The 16968-nt window shown below is 30.3% G+C and carries 17 protein-coding genes; 10 read left to right on the forward strand and 7 right to left on the reverse strand.

Features of this window, described 5'->3' with window-relative positions:
* Window positions 1-79 precede the first annotated feature (79 nt).
* Window positions 80-421 carry a DUF6249 domain-containing protein gene (locus tag FIA58_RS12020; protein ID WP_140962731.1) on the reverse strand — a complete coding sequence of 114 codons (342 nt, stop codon included), beginning with the start codon at window positions 419-421 and terminating at the stop codon, window positions 80-82.
* A gap of 134 nt (window positions 422-555) precedes the next feature.
* On the opposite strand from FIA58_RS12020, the gene FIA58_RS12025 reads away from it, so the two are divergent.
* The 3 genes from FIA58_RS12025 (at window position 556) to FIA58_RS12035 (ending at window position 2724) form a co-directional block, all read left to right on the forward strand.
* Window positions 556-1146, forward strand: a complete 591-nt coding sequence (locus FIA58_RS12025; RefSeq protein WP_140962732.1) for an RNA polymerase sigma factor — start codon at window positions 556-558, stop codon at window positions 1144-1146.
* On the forward strand, window positions 1127-1534 hold the full coding sequence (locus FIA58_RS12030; RefSeq protein WP_140962733.1) for a hypothetical protein: 408 nt from the start codon (window positions 1127-1129) through the stop codon (window positions 1532-1534). The genes FIA58_RS12025 and FIA58_RS12030 overlap by 20 nt, the downstream gene beginning before the upstream one ends.
* Before the next feature lie 128 nt (window positions 1535-1662).
* A complete protein-coding gene (locus FIA58_RS12035) occupies window positions 1663-2724 on the forward strand; it encodes a serine hydrolase domain-containing protein (RefSeq protein WP_140962734.1) in 1062 nt (353 codons plus the stop codon).
* A 63-nt stretch (window positions 2725-2787) separates the two neighbouring features.
* Here the strand turns inward: FIA58_RS12035 and FIA58_RS12040 are convergent, their stop codons facing one another.
* Both FIA58_RS12040 and FIA58_RS12045 read right to left on the reverse strand, forming a co-directional pair.
* Window positions 2788-3972, reverse strand: a complete 1185-nt coding sequence (locus FIA58_RS12040; protein ID WP_140962735.1) for a pyridoxal phosphate-dependent aminotransferase — start codon at window positions 3970-3972, stop codon at window positions 2788-2790.
* Between the two features lie 57 nt (window positions 3973-4029).
* Complete coding sequence (locus tag FIA58_RS12045; protein WP_140962736.1) at window positions 4030-5130, reverse strand: fatty acid desaturase family protein; 1101 nt, start codon at window positions 5128-5130, stop codon at window positions 4030-4032.
* 115 nt (window positions 5131-5245) lie between these two features.
* Between FIA58_RS12045 and rsmG the strand changes: the two genes are divergently transcribed.
* Complete coding sequence (gene rsmG / locus FIA58_RS12050; protein WP_140962866.1) at window positions 5246-5875, forward strand: 16S rRNA (guanine(527)-N(7))-methyltransferase RsmG; 630 nt, start codon at window positions 5246-5248, stop codon at window positions 5873-5875.
* Window positions 5876-6176: 301 nt separating this feature from the next.
* Here the strand turns inward: rsmG and pruA are convergent, their stop codons facing one another.
* From pruA to FIA58_RS12070, 4 genes are all read right to left on the reverse strand, one after another.
* Window positions 6177-7805 carry an L-glutamate gamma-semialdehyde dehydrogenase gene (gene pruA, locus FIA58_RS12055; protein WP_140962737.1) on the reverse strand — a complete coding sequence of 543 codons (1629 nt, stop codon included), beginning with the start codon at window positions 7803-7805 and terminating at the stop codon, window positions 6177-6179.
* A gap of 101 nt (window positions 7806-7906) precedes the next feature.
* A complete protein-coding gene (gene apaG / locus FIA58_RS12060; RefSeq protein ID WP_140962738.1) occupies window positions 7907-8293 on the reverse strand; it encodes a Co2+/Mg2+ efflux protein ApaG in 387 nt (128 codons plus the stop codon).
* A gap of 4 nt (window positions 8294-8297) precedes the next feature.
* Window positions 8298-9365, reverse strand: coding sequence for a DUF3667 domain-containing protein (locus FIA58_RS12065; RefSeq protein WP_140962739.1), 1068 nt, complete (start codon window positions 9363-9365; stop codon window positions 8298-8300).
* A complete protein-coding gene (locus tag FIA58_RS12070) occupies window positions 9365-10612 on the reverse strand; it encodes a type IX secretion system plug protein (RefSeq protein ID WP_140962867.1) in 1248 nt (415 codons plus the stop codon). The genes FIA58_RS12065 and FIA58_RS12070 overlap by 1 nt, the downstream gene beginning before the upstream one ends.
* Window positions 10613-10808: 196 nt before the next feature.
* On the opposite strand from FIA58_RS12070, the gene FIA58_RS12075 reads away from it, so the two are divergent.
* The 6 genes from FIA58_RS12075 to nqrF are packed head-to-tail and all read left to right on the forward strand — an operon-like array spanning window position 10809 to window position 16892.
* Window positions 10809-12155 (forward strand): Na(+)-translocating NADH-quinone reductase subunit A, encoded by a 1347-nt coding sequence (locus FIA58_RS12075; RefSeq protein ID WP_140962740.1) that lies wholly within the window; start codon window positions 10809-10811, stop codon window positions 12153-12155.
* A gap of 30 nt (window positions 12156-12185) precedes the next feature.
* The gene (locus tag FIA58_RS12080; protein WP_140962741.1) at window positions 12186-13412 is read left to right on the forward strand and encodes an NADH:ubiquinone reductase (Na(+)-transporting) subunit B; all 1227 of its coding nucleotides are present in this window, start codon (window positions 12186-12188) and stop codon (window positions 13410-13412) included.
* Window positions 13413-13414: 2 nt separating this feature from the next.
* Window positions 13415-14140, forward strand: coding sequence for an NADH:ubiquinone reductase (Na(+)-transporting) subunit C (gene nqrC, locus FIA58_RS12085; RefSeq protein ID WP_140962742.1), 726 nt, complete (start codon window positions 13415-13417; stop codon window positions 14138-14140).
* 3 nt (window positions 14141-14143) lie between these two features.
* A complete protein-coding gene (locus FIA58_RS12090; RefSeq protein WP_140962743.1) occupies window positions 14144-14818 on the forward strand; it encodes an NADH:ubiquinone reductase (Na(+)-transporting) subunit D in 675 nt (224 codons plus the stop codon).
* Window positions 14819-14821: 3 nt separating this feature from the next.
* Window positions 14822-15577 (forward strand): NADH:ubiquinone reductase (Na(+)-transporting) subunit E, encoded by a 756-nt coding sequence (gene nqrE / locus FIA58_RS12095; RefSeq protein ID WP_140962744.1) that lies wholly within the window; start codon window positions 14822-14824, stop codon window positions 15575-15577.
* A 1-nt stretch (window position 15578) separates the two neighbouring features.
* Complete coding sequence (gene nqrF, locus FIA58_RS12100) at window positions 15579-16892, forward strand: NADH:ubiquinone reductase (Na(+)-transporting) subunit F (protein ID WP_140962745.1); 1314 nt, start codon at window positions 15579-15581, stop codon at window positions 16890-16892.
* The last annotated feature ends 76 nt before the right edge of the window (window positions 16893-16968 follow it).

Raw genomic sequence — 16968 nt, forward strand, 5'->3', positions numbered from 1 at the left:
TTAAGTTTTAATATTTTAAACAAATAAAAAAGGACTACTTTTATTTAAGTGCCCTTTTTTATCTGTTTTAAAAATAGACTTATTCTAAGTTTTTAGAAAATTTAAAACCTGCCAAAAGACCTAATCCGGCAAATAGAAAAATTAATCCAGGATAAATTGGCCCATTATTGATTTCAAATAGAGTTTCAATAAATAAGGCGGATAATATTCCAGCACCAATTCCTATCATTAAGCAGGCTGAATTTAGAATGATAATTTTCCAAATGAACATTGATGAATGATTTTTAGAAACAAAAATGTTTGCATCGACTCCTTTTTCTATAAGTGATAAGCGTTCTTTGTTTCTAGTACTAAAAAATAAATAGAATATTCCAAAAATGGATAAAAATAAAACAGGTACAATAATGATTTCTGATCCCATAACTTTTGTTTTTTAATTGATTACATTTAATATGTTATAGCTTATGACGAACATTTTTATATTTTGGTTACAAGTTTTTTATTTTTTTTAAAATAATGTAACCAATTTTTACTTTTAACAGTCTTACCTAATATATGAATAAAGTAGAAGATCAAATTTATATTAATAAAGTATTGAATGGCGATGTCAATTCATTTTCTTTTTTAGTAGATCGATATAAAGATTTAATCTTTACAATAGCAATTAGGATACTCAAGAATAGGGAAGAAGCAGAAGAAGTTGCCCAAGATGTTTTTGTGAAAATTTTCAAATCACTATATAAATTTAAAGGAGATTCAAAATTTTCAACTTGGATTTATAAAATTGCCTACAATACGTGTTTAGATGTTTTAAAGAAATATAATAAACAGAATAATTTTATACCAATAGAGGAATACTCAGAAACACAATTAGCAGGATTGGAAAATATATTTGACGCATTGGTATTAAAAGAACAACAAATTAGTATTCAAAAATGTTTAAATATAATGCCTTATGAGGAAAGTATTCTTTTAACTTTATATTATTATGAGGATCAATCATTAGAAGAAATTTCTAAAGTATTAAATATTAATCAGAATAATGCAAAAGTAAAGTTGTTTAGAAGCAGAAAGAAATTAGAAAGCATTTTAAGAGCTCAATTACCAACAGAAATTATAGAAAACTATGAAAGAAGTGCAAAATAGAGAAGAAGATTTTATAAAAAAAATGATGGATAAATCAATTTTGGAGCAACCATCAACAGGTTTTACTTTAAAAATAATGCAAGAATTAGCTAAAGAAAATCAACTAGTTGCGATAAATAAGCCACTAATTTCAAAGCAAATTTGGATGTTGATTATTATTTCTTTTTTGTTTTTAATCAGTTTTCCTTTTTATTTTATGGGTTTGAAAATTCAAGAGAGTCATTCAAGTGTTTTATTTGGAAAAATTATCGATAACTCTATTTGGCAATTGTTTTCTAGTCTCAATTTTTCTAAAACGGTTACTTATGCTTTGCTAGTATTTGCTTTTTTTAGTCTATTGCAAGTTCTTTTTATTAAGTCCTATTTTGATAAGCGATTACATTCATGAAAATTACTTGTCAAAAATTCTAGTATAATTAAAAGTGGACAATGTGTTCGCTTTTTTTATGTTTTTTGTAACCTCAATTAGAATAATCAGGTCTAAAAAAGAAATCAATCAATTTAAATCATAAAATAATGAGAGTATTTTTTAAGTTTTTTATGATTGTGTTTTTGTTAGCACAATCTAATTTTTATGCCCAATCTATTGAATTAAAAATTGACAATTTGATAGAGACTAAGTTTGAAGCAGATAATCCAGGAGCTGTTTTTCTAGTAGCAAAAGAAGGAAAACCAATTTACAGAAAAGCTTTTGGTAAAGCTAACTTAGAAATGAACATTGCAATGCAACCTGAATTTGTCTTTGAAATTGGGTCGATGACCAAGCAATTTACAGCTGTTGCAATAGCACTACTTGAGGAGCAAGGAAAATTAAATTTTCAAGATGAGATTATAAAATTTATTCCAGATTATCCTACACAAGGAAATAAAATCACAATACATCATTTGTTAACACATACTTCAGGAATTAAGGATTTTACTAAAATGAAAGAACTTAGGAAAATTTCAAAAAATAATTTATCTCCAAAGGAGCTGGTAGATTTTTTTAAAAATGAACCTATGGATTTTAATTCTGGAGAACAATTTAAATATAACAATTCAGGATATATTATTTTGGGCTATATCATTGAAATAGTTTCAGGACAATCGTATGAAGATTTTATTCAGAAAAATATTTTTGATAAATTAGTAATGATTGCTACTTATTATGCTAGCCATGAAAAAGTTATAAAAAATAGAGTATCAGGGTATCACAATAGAGAGGGATATGTTAATAATGATTACATAAGTTTTACCTTGCCATACGCATCTGGTTCAATCATGTCAACAGTAGATGATATGCTAAAATGGCAAAATGCAATGGATACAAATAAGTTGGTAAACTCAAAAACAAAACAAAAGATATTTACAAATTATAAATTAAATAATGGAGAGGAAATTAATTATGGTTACGGTTGGCATATAAAAGAAATTAGCAAATCTATTTCCTTAGAACATGGAGGAAGTATTTTTGGGTTTAAATCAATGGGAGTTTATTTACCAAAAGAAAAAATATATGTTATAGGTTTTTCTAATTGCGATTGTAATTCACCAACACAACTTACAAAAGATATTGCAACGCTTTTTGTAGATGAATAGTCATTTAAAATGAAAAGGGTGCTGTTAGTATAGCACCCTTTTTTATTTAGACTTAGCATTTAGCTATGCTAAAGCTTCTTTGATTCTTCTTAAAGCTTCTTTCAATAATTCCTCACTAGTTGCATAAGAAAAACGAATACAATTTGGATTACCAAATGCTTCTCCTGTTACAGTAGCTACATTAGCCTCTGCTAAAAGATACATAGAGAAATCGGTAGCATTCTCAATTTTTGTTCTTTTTAAAGTTTTGCCAAAATAAGCAGAAACGTCAGGAAAAACATAAAAAGCGCCTTCTGGAACATTGATTTTTAATCCTGGAATTTCTTGAATTAAACCTACAACTAAATCTCTTCTTTTATGAAAAGCTTCTACCATGTGGTTTAATACTTTTGGGTCTGCTTCTACAGCAGTTATTGTGGCTCTTTGTGCGATAGAATTAGCACCACTGGTAACTTGTCCTTGAATTTTGGTACAAGCTTTTGCAATAAATTCTGGAGCACCAATGTAACCAATCCTCCATCCTGTCATAGCAAATGCTTTAGCAACACCATTAACTGTAATTGTTCTTTCTAACATTCCTGGAATAGAACCAATACTGCAAAATGTTCCAGAGAAATTGATGTGCTCGTATATTTCATCAGAAACCACATATATATTTGGATGTTTTTCTAAAACTTTACATAGAGCCGTTAATTCCTCTTTGTTGTAAACCGATCCACTTGGATTACAAGGAGAACTAAACCACATCATTTTTGTTTTTGGTGTGATGGCTTTTTCTAATTGATCAGGAGTAATTTTAAAATCACTTTCAACTGATGTTGGTACTTCAACAGGAACACCACCAGACAACTTAATAATTTCAAAATAAGAAACCCAATAAGGGGCAGGAAGAATAACTTCATCTCCATCATTTAGCATAACTTGTGCTATGTTGTATAAAGACTGTTTAGCTCCAGTTGAAACTACAATTTGAGAAGGTGTATATTCTAAATCATTATCACGTTTGAACTTTTTACAGATAGCTTCTTTTAGCTCTACATAACCATCAACAGGACTATATGTACTATAGTTTTCGTCAATTGCTTTTTTTGCAGCTTCTTTAATAAAATCAGGAGTATTAAAATCAGGTTCTCCTAAACTTAAGCTAATAATATCTTTTCCTTGCGCTTTTAATTCTCTAGCCAAAGCAGCCATAGCTAGAGTTTGTGAAGTAGATAAATTGTTAATTCTATCTGATAATGCGTTCATCGTGTAGTTAGTTATTTATTGTTTATAGAAAAGACGCGATTTCTCGCGTCTCAATTTTTATGCTAATTGTGGTTCTTGACCTAATTCCTTGAGATGTTTAAAGTGAGCAATAATAGCACTTCTCATCGTTTTGTATTCATAATATGGTAAGTTACATTCTTTTGCAGTTTGTTTTACAATTTCTGCAATTTTACCATAATGAATGTGGCTAATATTTGGAAAAAGATGATGTTCTACTTGATGATTCAATCCACCTGTGTACCAATTTACAATCCAATTTTTAGGAGCAAAGTTAGTAGTGGTAAACAATTGGTGTATTGCCCAAGTGTTTTCTATTTCACCAGTTTCTTCAGAAGGAATAGGATTAGTTGTTTCATCAACTATATGTGCTAATTGGAAAACAATACTTAAAATAAGTCCAGCGGTATAATGCATAACGAAGAAACCTATTAATACTTTCCACCAAATAACTCCAACAACCATAGGTATCACCATCCATACTGAAAAATAAATAATTTTAGTAATTACTAATGTTGTCCATAATATTTTAGGACTTTTTACTTTGCCGTAAGAAAGTTTTCTCTTTAAATAGCCACTCATTTGTTTAAAATCAGTAGTTAATGACCAGTTGAAAGTTAATAAACCGTATAAAAATACAGAATAGTAATGTTGGAACTTATGAAATTTATACCATTTTGCTTCTTTTGTAAAACGAATAACTCGTCCTGCATCTAAATCTTCATCATGACCAGGGATATTAGTGTAAGTATGATGAAGTACATTGTGTTGTACTTGCCAATTGTAAACATTTCCGGCAAGAATGTAAATACTTCCTCCCATGAATTTATTGATCCAGTTTTTGGTAGAGTATGAGCCGTGATTTCCATCATGCATAACATTCATGCCTATTCCAGCCATTCCAATTCCTATAACTATAGAAAGTAAAATGAATAAACCAAAGTGAATTCTTGGTGATGCAATTATGATGAAATAAGGAGCAGTGAAAAGTGTGAACATCACAATTGTTTTCAAATGTAATTTCCAATTTCCAGTTTTTTTAAGGTTTTTTTCTTTAAAATAATCATTTACTCGCTTATTTAAAGTTCTAAAAAACTTAGCATCGTCAGTTTTTGAGAAAATAGGGGTTTTTCTATTCATTGTATTTTATATCTAAAGCTTTGTTTGCCACCAAAGATAATAATAATCTCGATTAGACTGAGTATTTTAATCTAATTGTTTGTTAAAAAATGTATTTTTGCAACAAAAAAGAGGAATGGAGTTAATTTTAAAATATTTTCCAAATCTAACTGATTATCAAATAAATCAGTTTATGATGTTAAAAGATTTGTACGAAGATTGGAATTCTAAAATAAATGTGATATCAAGAAAAGATATTGAAGAATTATATGTAAGGCACGTTTTGCATTCTTTAGGTATAGTAAAGGTTTTAGAGTTTAAAAAAGGAACTAAAATTATGGATGTTGGTACGGGTGGTGGTTTTCCTGGAATTCCTTTAGCTATTATGTATCCTGATGTTGATTTTTATTTGATAGATGTAATAGCTAAGAAAATAAAAGTTGTGAATGAAGTTGCAAAAGCCTTGAGTTTGAAAAATGTTACTGCAGAACAAAAAAGAGCCGAATTAGTGAAATGGAATTTTGATTTTATTATAAGTAGAGCAGTAACAAATATGCCAGATTTTGTGAACTGGGTTTCAGATAGAACAATTAAAGAGTCGAGACACGAGCTCAAAAATGGAATTTTATATTTAAAAGGTGGTGACTTGACCGATGAATTAGCTTCTTTTCCAAATGCAACGCAATATAATTTATCTGATTTTTTTGCTGAAGAATTTTTTGAAACAAAAAAAGTGGTGCATTTGCCATTGAAGTATAAGAAATAGCCTCAAAAAAGAAGTTGTTACTATGTAAAATATATTTCAAAATCAAATAAAGCAATTTAGGATTGTTTTTAAGGAGCATAAAAAATATTATTTCGAAGAAAATAACACCTGCTATCCGTTATATCTTTTCTTTTTTTTCAAAAAAAGAAAAGGATGTCACTACTATCAGGGCTAAAAATGAAGTTTTAATTTTTCAGACACCATTCCAATTGAAATAAATTGGACATAGAATCATGAATAGAAAAACGCTATCAAGTAAATTTTGATAGCGTTTTTATTACTAATTTCGTATTTCTATCTTCTATTCTCCTAAGAAAGGATATCTGTAATCTTCAGGAGTTACAAAAGTTTCTTTTATGGTTCTTGGAGAAACCCAACGCAATAAATTTAAAATTGAACCTGCTTTGTCATTTGTTCCAGATGCTCTTGCTCCTCCAAATGGTTGGCAACCAACTACAGCACCTGTAGGTTTGTCGTTGATATAGAAATTACCAGCACAGTTTTGTAATGCTACTGTTGCTTCTTCAATAGCATATCTATCTTGGCTAAATACAGCACCTGTTAAAGCGTATTCTGATGTTTCATCTACTAGTTTTAATGTATCAGCCCATTTGGCATCTTCGTACACATATATAGTTACTACTGGACCAAATAATTCGGTTTCCATAGTAGTGTATTTTGGGTTCGTAGTTAAGATAACTGTCGGTTCAATAAAGTATCCTTTTGATTTGTCATAGTCTCCACCAAAAATTACTTCAGCATCAGTATCTTTTTTAGCTTGATCTATAAAAGAAGCTAATTTGTCAAATGAACCTTCATGAATTACAGCAGTAATAAAGTTAGACATGTCTTCAGGAGAGCCCATCTTCATTGATTTTAAATCAATTTCTAATTGGTTTTTAACAGCAGGCCATAAACTTTGAGGAATATAAACTCTTGAAGCAGCACTACATTTTTGTCCTTGGAATTCAAAAGCTCCTCTGGTTATTCCAGTTGTAACTTGTTTAGCATTTGCAGATGGATGAGCAATGATAAAGTCTTTTCCACCAGTTTCTCCTACAATTCTAGGATATGTTTTGTATTTATTAATATTGTTTCCAATTTTCGACCATAAATCTTTGAAAACATGAGTTGAACCTGTAAAGTGTATTCCTGCGAAATCTGGACTAGCTAAAATTGTATCTGTAATCATAATAGCATCTCCAAAAACTACATTAATAACACCATTTGGTAAACCTGCTTCTTTGAAAATATCAATAATTACTTTGGCAGAAAATACTTGACTGTCACTTGGTTTCCAAACCACAACATTACCCATCATAGCTGCACTTGCTGGTAAATTTGCAGCAATAGCAGTAAAATTAAATGGTGTTACAGCATATACAAAACCTTCTAGAGGTCTATGTTCTAAACGATTCCAAGTAGAAGAATCTGATCCTGGTTGTTCGCTATATATTTGAGTCATATATTCTACGTTGAAACGTAAAAAGTCAATCAACTCACAAGAAGCATCAATTTCTGCTTGATGAATTGTTTTTGATTGTGCAATCATGGTTGCAGCGTTTATTTTTGCTCTGTATGGTCCAGCAATAAGTTCAGCAGCTTTTAAAAAAATAGCAGCTCTACTTTCCCAAGTCATTGAAGCCCATTTTTTTCTGCTTTCTAAAGCGTTTTCAATAGCTTGAGTAACGTGAGTTTTTTCAGCAAGATGATATGTTCCTACAATGTGATTGTGATCGTGTGGAGCAGTCATGTTACGGGTGTTGCCAGTTTTTATTTCTTGATCACCTATGTATAATGGAACGTCAATTTTTGAATTCCACATCTCTTTATAAGCGCTTGCTACTAAATCTCTTTCTTTAGAACCAGGAGCATAAGTTTTTACGGGTTCATTTACCGCTTTTGGAACGTTAAAAAATCCTTTTAACATAGTATTGTTTTTTAATGAATTATTAAATGTTGTTTGGCAAATTTAAGAAAAAAATAATGGATAAGGAGCAACAATTGTTGTAGAATAATTGTGCTAAAATATTAATTTAGAGCAAAAGGGGCACTAAATTTGAAAGTTGGTATAATAACTCTAAAGCTTTTCGTAGTAGTAAAATTGACCATGCTGTAAAAACCTTTCATGGCTCCAATAGGTGAAGATAATAAACAACCAGAAGTGTAAGTGTGTATCTCTCCAGGTTTTAAAACTGGTTTTTTACCAACAACTCCTTCTCCATCAACAATTTCTTTATTGTTTAAGGCGTCATAAATTTCCCAATGACGAGTGTTTAACTGAACGGAATCTTTACTGTGGTTTTCAATTTTGATCTCATAACTAAAGGCAAAGTGAATCTTGTAGTTTTTGAAGTAAGTTCCTTCAAAACTAGTTAAGACTGAAATTTTAATTCCTTTTGTTATTTGTGTTACCATAAATCTAAAACAAAATTATTCCTAAGAATATCATTACTAGCATAGAAATGAATAAAAATATCCCAAATAATGGATTCAAAAGTATGAATTTTAAAATAGTTTTCCAACGATTTTGCTCATAAAAATTCCTTAAGGATTTGTAAAAATAAATTGGTAATATGAATACAAAATAAATAAAAGTAGTTGTTTCAAATAAATTCTCTGAAATTTCTCCAATGATATTGAACAAAATCATGCACAAAAATAAAAAAGTAAAGTAGGTGTAAGTAAAAACTAAATGTTCTGTATAGTTTAATTTTTTTGAATAAAAGACAAGCCAAAATATGATGGTGATGATAGGGAGTGATAAGAAAATTAAAAAAGGTAGTTTTTGATAAAAATATTCTGTTAATTCATTTTTGATATCGTTTGTTTTAAAAAGAATGGATTTATTGAATAAAAAACGATTGAATTGTGTGTTTTCGTATTCTAATTCCTTAAGGGCTTCACCAGCTGTTTTGTTAGGATGTTTTTTGTTGAAATTTCTAAAAGAACTGAATTCATAATAAAAACCTATTTTACTTTTCTTTAATTGAGATTTGGTATAGATGGAGTCTTTGTTTAGATTTCTGAAAGCATTAATTTGGTCCTTTATGTCTAACTTATTTACATTTGGGATACTGTCGTTTATTTGTTCTAAGCCTTTATTTAATTTATCTGAATTAATAAAATTAGTGCTGTTGATTTCTTGAGTATTGCTTGAATTTTTTTCACTTAGACTAAAGGTAAGAAATAGTATGATGGAGATGCTTAAGAATAAACGGAATGGATTGGCGTATTTTTGTCTTTTACCTGCATTGAACTCCTTGGCTAAAACACCTGGTTTGGTTACCATGGAAATTATAGAATTTCTTAAACGTGAGTCATAGGCATAGAAGTTGGATAAAAATTCTTCTATAAAATCACTAATGGTTATTTTTTTTGTAGAATTTAATTGGCCACAATGATGACAATATTTTTCACTAATATCTATTGGTGTTTCACAGTTTAAACATTCAATACCTCTATACTGTTTGAATTTTCTTTTAATCATTAGTTTCTAATTCCTTCACTATTTGTGTTTGTTATGCCAATTACTCTATCATAACGATCGCTATTTCCTCTGTAATACACTATAATAGTATAGTTGTTTTCAGTTTGATAGAAGTTCCCATCTAAAGCTTCTTTGTAGTCTATGTTTTTATTTTTATCCAATAAAGTATAGTGGTAATTAGTGTATCCTTGTTTTATTAGTATTGCTTTCTCGTAAAATCCAGATTCTTTATTGTATGTCATTTTGTTTTCTTCATTAGTAGCGTAATTATTAAACATACCTGTTACGTATATGGTTTCATTGTTGAATAGATTTGGTGCATTTAAAGTAAAATAAACCCATGAATAATCAGCTTCTACCTCGGAGTTTTCTGAGTTGCTATTTAATACTATGAAATTTCCATTGAAATCTGGGAAATATGTATAAATGCCATTTTTTCTAGCATTATTGGTATATAAGTGTGAATTGTAAATGTCTCCAGATGTAACCCTTGAAACGCTATTGTTGGTCACTCTTATTTGAGAATTGTCTAGTGTGTAAAATTCATTCCCAGCCCAAAATTGGGTTTCTTTGTTGTATTTATATATTAATTCTGTACCAATAGTGTATTGAGGTTTTATGTTTGAAATTTGTTCTTTCCAATTTCCGTTTTTGAAAATAGATATTTTTACGTTTTTTATTGGATTTTGTAGTATTAAATCTCCATAATTAATTGAAAGTTCTATGTTTTGTTTTTCATTTAGACTTTCAAAGTCTCTAGCACGTCTTACTTCAGAAGCTACACTTACTGATTCATTGTAGATTATGAATTTTCTTGAAAAAACAATCTCTTGTTCATCATTAAAAATTTTCAAAACATAATTTCCTGTTTTTGTTATTCTGTTGTATTTGTTTGGAAATTGCTGTTTGTAATGAGAGTATAGTTGAAGTGTATTAAATGAATTTTCATATGTAATGATTCTTTGGTTATCTATTCCATTTAGATACTCCACTTTCGCTAGATTTGTTGGTGTCCAATCGTAGTTATATTGAGTTATGGTGTAGTAATAATCAGCTTCGTTGCCATATAAATCATCAAATTGTAATTCAAAAGATTCTCCTAATTTAAAAAAAGGTAATACATTTTTATTGTTTTGTACAAATGATATTGTTTTTATGTTATAAGGAGGCTCTACTTCGTTTTCAATTTGAGCGTAAACTATTGAAATTGAGAGTATAATTAATGTTAAAAATGTATTTTTAATCATGGTGTTTTCCATTGTTTTTGTAAAAATAGTAATTCTATAAATAGTTATGCAAATTTTGTGCAGCAAAGGTTGTTTTTTTGTAATTTAGAATCGGTATAAATAATAAAAATCAGTTGCTATATTTTTGGAGTAGTGTTGCTTAATTAATTAAATTTGCACGTTTTGTAAAATAGTACTAACCATATCTTCAATAAACATGTCAAAAGACATTCGAATTAAAAAAGGTTTAGACCTTAAGTTGAAGGGTGAAGCAGAAAAACAACTTTCTGATGTTGCCCGATCGAAAGTCTATGCTATTAAACCTTCTGATTTTCACGGGGTTGTCCCAAAAATGATTTTAAAAGAAGGGACTACTGTAAAAGCAGGTGAAACGATTTTCTTTTCGAAGAAAGACGAAGCTGTAAAGTTTGTATCACCAGTGAGTGGAACCATTCAAGAAATTATTCGTGGAGAGAAAAGAGTGATTCTAGAGATTAGAATTCTAGCAGATTCTCAAGATGTCCATTTAGAGCATAGCAAGAAAAATCCAAAAACTTTATCTAGTTCTGAAGTGAGAGAACATTTATTAGCTTCTGGTTGTTGGCCATTTATAAAGCAACGTCCTTATGATGTTGTGGCAAATTCGGTAGATGAACCAAGGGCTATTTTTGTTTCGGGTATTAATTCAGCACCTCTTGAAGGAGATTTAGACTTTGTTTTAAAAGAAAAGAAAGAAGTGTTAGAAGCTGGTTTTTCTGCACTAACAAAATTAACATCGGGTAAAGTACATGTAACTGTTTCTCCTAAGTCTGATTTTATGCCTTCTGTTGAAGGTGTAGTGATACATAAAGGGAAAGGAGTTCATCCTGTTGGATTGGTTTCTACTCAGATTGCTAAAATTGATCCAATTAACAAAGGAGAAAAAGTTTGGACTGTCCAAATAGAAGACGTTGCTATCATAGGAGAATTGTTTTTAACGGGTAAATTTAATCCAGAAAGAATAATTGCTTTAACTGGAAGTGGTTTCGAAAAACCGTCTTATGTAAAAGCCTTGATAAATGCTCAAATCAATGATGTAGTTGCTGGAAACTTGAAAGAAGGTAATTATAGGATAATAAGTGGAAATGTGTTAACGGGAGATAAAAAATCAAAAGAAGATTCTTTAGGTTTTTACCACAACCAAGTAACTGTTATTCCAGAAGGAGATGATTATGATTTCTTTGGTTGGAATATTCCAAGACCAAATAAGTTTAGTGTATATAGAGCTAATATGTTTTCTTTCTTAACACCAAAGAAAAAATATGATTTAAATACTAATACGAATGGTGAGCATAGAGGATTCGTTTTAACGGGAGAATATGAAAAAGTTTGTCCTTTAGATATTTATCCAATGCAGTTGTTGAAAGCGATTTTAGTAAAAGATATAGATCAAATGGAAGCTTTAGGAATTTATGAAGTAGCTCCAGAAGATTTTGCTTTAACTGAATATGTTTGTGTTTCTAAACAAGATCATCAAAAAATCGTAAGAGAAGGATTAGATATAATGATCAAAGAAGTTGGATAATCTTTCAAAGAAATTTTAAAATCACAAAAAATGGGATTAAAACAAAATTTACATAATTTAAAAGAAAAGTATAGAGGAACTAAGTTTGAGCAAGGTTTCAATGCTTTACATACTTTTCTTTATTTGCCTAACATTACGACTCATTCTGGGGCGCATGTTAGAGATGCTGCCGATTTGAAGCGTGTAATGAATACAGTAATCATGGCAATGGTACCTGTATTGATTTTCGGTATGTTTAATGCTGGTTACCAACATAATTTAGCTATCAATGGAGTAGCTGAATTTTTAACAATGGATAACTTTGTTGTTGGTTTAAAAAAGATTCTTCCTTTGTTGGTTGTTTCTTATGGTGTTGGTCTTGGTATTGAATTTATTTTCGCTACAGTTAAAAAACATGAAGTGGAAGAAGGATATTTAGTAACAGGTATGCTTGTGCCATTAATTGTGCCAATCGATTTACCATTATGGATGCTTGCAGTTGCTGTAGCATTTGGAGTAATTATTGCTAAAGAACTATTTGGTGGAACTGGAATGAATGTATTAAATCCAGCTTTAACAATACGTGCTTTCTTATTCTTTAACTGGGCAGCTTGGATGTCTGGAGATAAAGTTTGGGTTCATGGCGCAGTAGATGGAATTACCAAAATGAATGGAGTTGATGCTATTTCAGGAGAAACTATTCTAGGAACTTTAGCAGCAAATAGACCAGTCACATATTCTCTACAAGATATGTTTTTTGGGTTTATTCCAGGTTCAGTAGGAGAAACATCAACTTTTTTGATTTTATTAGGAGGAGCTTTCTTAATATTTACTGGAATAGGAAGTGCTAGAATTATGATTTCTTCCATAGTAGGAGCTATTGTAATGGGTATTATTTTTAATAGTCTTGCTGGAACTTTAATGCCAGCTTTAGGAATGGGGGAAGCTGTTAGTGGAGTTATTGGTACTGGAAGTAAATTCTTTGGATTAATGTCATTTCCTTTTTGGCAACATTTAATGGTAGGAGGATTAGCTTTTGGTATTGTTTATATGGCTACTGATCCTGTTTCTGCTTCACAAACTAATAGAGGTAAAATTATATATGGTTTTTTAATAGGATTTTTAAGTATTTTAATACGTGTATTTAATCCTGCTTATCCTGAAGGTGTTATGATGGCTATTCTTTTAATGAATGTGTTTGCACCAACTATTGATCATTATGTAGTTCAAGCTAATGTGAAGAGAAGAATGAAACGTTTAAAAACTCAAACTGCTTAATTATGTCAACAAAACGTACAGATAAAGCCTCTTATACTATAATCTTTTCTATTATTCTTGTGGTAGTAGTAGGGTCATTATTGGCATTTTTTGCTAATGCAACTAAAGAATTGCGTGTTAACAACGATAAAGTAAAGTCTCAAATGGATATTTTATCTTCAATGGGTATAGAGTCTACAAGAGCGAATGCTACTGAAATGTTTAACAAATACATCACAAAACAATATGTAATTGAAGGTGTAAATGCAACAGAAAACCCTGAGGCTTATTTAATAGATATTAAAAAAGAGCAGAATAAAGCTAAAGAAGGTGGTGTTCAAAGATTGCCATTATTCGTTGGTGAAAAAGAAGGTGAAAAAATTTATATTGTTCCTGTAAGAGGAAATGGATTATGGGATGCTATTTGGGGTTATGTAGCTTTAAATGGTGATTTAAAAAGTATTTATGGAGTTTTCTTTGATCATAAAGGAGAAACACCAGGACTTGGGGCTAATATTACAGAACCATTTTTCAAAGATGATTTTAAAGGAGAAATGTTATACGATGCTTCTGGAGATTTTAAATCAGTTGAGATTTCAAAGTCAAATGGAGATCCAAATAATGTAGATAAAACAGATAATCAAGTTGATGCAATTTCTGGTGCAACTATTACCGGTAACGGAGTAGGGACTATGCTTAAAAAAGATATCAGATTGTATTTGCCTTATTTCGAAACATTAAAAAAATAAACTATGGCAGATAATAAAAACATAGAAAAAGAACCTTTATTCTCCAAAAAGAATATTGGTTTAGTGATGGATCCTTTAACTGATAGTAATCCAATTACTGTTCAGGTATTAGGAATTTGTTCTGCACTTGCAATTACAGCAGAATTAAAAGCTTCTGTAATTATGGCATTATCAGTAATGTTTGTTTTAGCAGCTGGTAACGTAGTCATTTCTTTATTAAGGAATGTTATTCCATCTTCAATACGAATTATTGCACAACTTGTAGTTGTTGCAGCTTTAGTAATTATTGTAGATTTAACTTTGAAAGCGTATGTACCAGATTTAGCTAAAAAATTATCCGTATTTGTAGGTTTAATAATAACCAACTGTATTATTATGGGACGTTTTGAAGCTTTTGCTTTAGGTAATGGTCCATGGAAATCATTCTTGGATGGAATTGGTAATGCAGCTGGATACGGTTTAATACTAGTAATTGTTGGATTCTTTAGAGAATTATTAGGTTCTGGAAAATTATTTGGTTTCCAAATTTTTGGAGACCCAGTAGAGAAAACAGGCTTATATGCTTTAGGATATGAAAATAATGGTTTTATGTTATTAGCACCTATGGCTCTAATCACGTTGGGATTAATTATTGGGTTCCAACGTTCAAGAAATAAAAGTTTAATCGAAACAAACTAAGAAATGGAATTATTACAATTATTTTTAAAGTCAATTTTTATTGATAATATGGTATTCGCTACCTTCTTAGGAATGTGTTCGTACTTAGCGGTTTCTAAAAAGGTGTCTACGGCTGTTGGACTTGGTGCTGCAGTTATTTTCGTAATGCTAGTTACAGTACCATTAAATTATTTATTAGATCAATATTTACTTCGTCCAGGAGCATTAGTTTGGTTAGGAGAAGAATATGCAGAATATGATTTAAGTTTCTTAACATTTATTTTATTTATTGCAACTATTGCAACAATGGTTCAACTAGTAGAAATGATAGTGGAGAAGTTTGCTCCAGCATTATATAATTCGTTAGGTATATTCTTACCGCTTATTGCTGTAAACTGTGCAATACTTGGAGGATCATTGTTTATGCAACAAAAAGAGTTTAATAATATTACTGAAGCAACTGTTTACGGTGTAGGTTCTGGAATAGGATGGTTTTTAGCAATTTTAGCAATTGGTGCTATTCGTGAAAAAATTAAATATTCAAATGTACCACCAGCTTTTCGTGGTTTAGGAATCACATTTATATTAACAGGTTTAATGGCTATTGGTTTTATGTCTTTTGGAGGAATGTTAACTGGTGGTGATGAAGCTCCTAAGAAAGAGGTAGTTGAAAACATTGTTCCTGCGGAAGTTAAAGAAGAGGAAATGCAAGAAGAAGTTTTAGATTCAACTTCGGTTGAAATAGTAAATGATTCATTAACCGAAATAGTACAAAATTAATATGATAGCATTAGAAGTAACTACTACTGGTTTAATCAGTACGACAGTAATAGCCTTTTTAATTTTATTACTGGTCTTAGTAGCTATTATTTTGTTTGCAAAGGCAAAATTAGTTCCTTCTGGACCTGTAAAAATTAAAATTAATGGAGAGAGTGAAATTGAAGTTAGTTCGGGAAATACTTTATTATCAACATTAGGATCAAGCAAAATATTTTTGCCTTCTGCATGTGGTGGAGGTGGAACATGTATCCAATGTAAATGTATTGTAACAGAAGGTGGAGGTGAAGCTTTACCAACTGAAGTTCCTCATTTTAGTAGAAAAGAACTTGCTGAAGGTTGGAGACTGGGATGCCAAGTGAAAGTAAAAAACAATATGGTTATCGAAGTTCCAGAAGAAGTATTTGGAATCAAGAAATTTGAAGCAAAAGTATATTCTAATTATAATGTGGCTTCTTTTATAAAGGAGTTTATTGTTGAATTACCAGATGATATGCATTATGAAGCAGGTGGGTATATTCAAATTGAAATTCCTAAATGTGAAATCAAATATTCGGACATTGATATTACTGCTCATCCTGAAGAACATCCAGGTGAACCAGAAAAGTTCAAAGCAGAATGGGATAAATTTAATTTATGGCCATTAGTAATGAAGAATAGTGAATTGGTTGAAAGAGCTTATTCTATGGCCTCTTATCCAGCTGAAGGTAGAAAAATAATGTTGAATGTGCGTGTTGCTACTCCACCATGGGATAGAAATATTAATGGTTGGGCAAAAGTAAATCCAGGTATTGCATCTTCCTATATATTTTCAAGAAAAACTGGAGATCCAGTTGTGGTTTCTGGACCTTATGGTGAGTTTTTTATTAATGAATCTGAAGCGGAAATGTTGTATGTAGGTGGAGGAGCTGGTATGGCACCAATGCGATCTCATTTATATCATTTATTCCGTACCGTAAAAACTGGAAGAAAAGTGACTTATTGGTATGGTGGTCGTTCTAAAAGAGAATTGTTTTATACGGAGCACTTTAGAGCATTAGAGAAAGATTTTCCTAACTTTAAATTTTATTTAGCATTATCTGAACCACAACCTGAAGATAATTGGAAAATAAAAGAGGGAATTGAAGGTGAAGGTGATGGATTCGTTGGATTTATTCATAATGTTGTAATTGATAATTATTTATCTAAACATGAAAATCCAGAAGATATTGAATTGTATTTCTGTGGCCCACCAATGATGAATAAAGCAGTACAAAAAATGGGAGAAGACTTTGGTTTAGATCCTGAAAACATAAGATTTGATGACTTTGGAGGATAATCTATAGTTTATAAAAATAAGTAAAAACCGATTCAGAAATGAATCGGTTTTTTTATTTCTATTAAATCAATTCGTA

Source organism: Flavobacterium jejuense (genome assembly GCF_006491595.2).
Lineage (GTDB): Bacteria > Bacteroidota > Bacteroidia > Flavobacteriales > Flavobacteriaceae > Flavobacterium > Flavobacterium jejuense.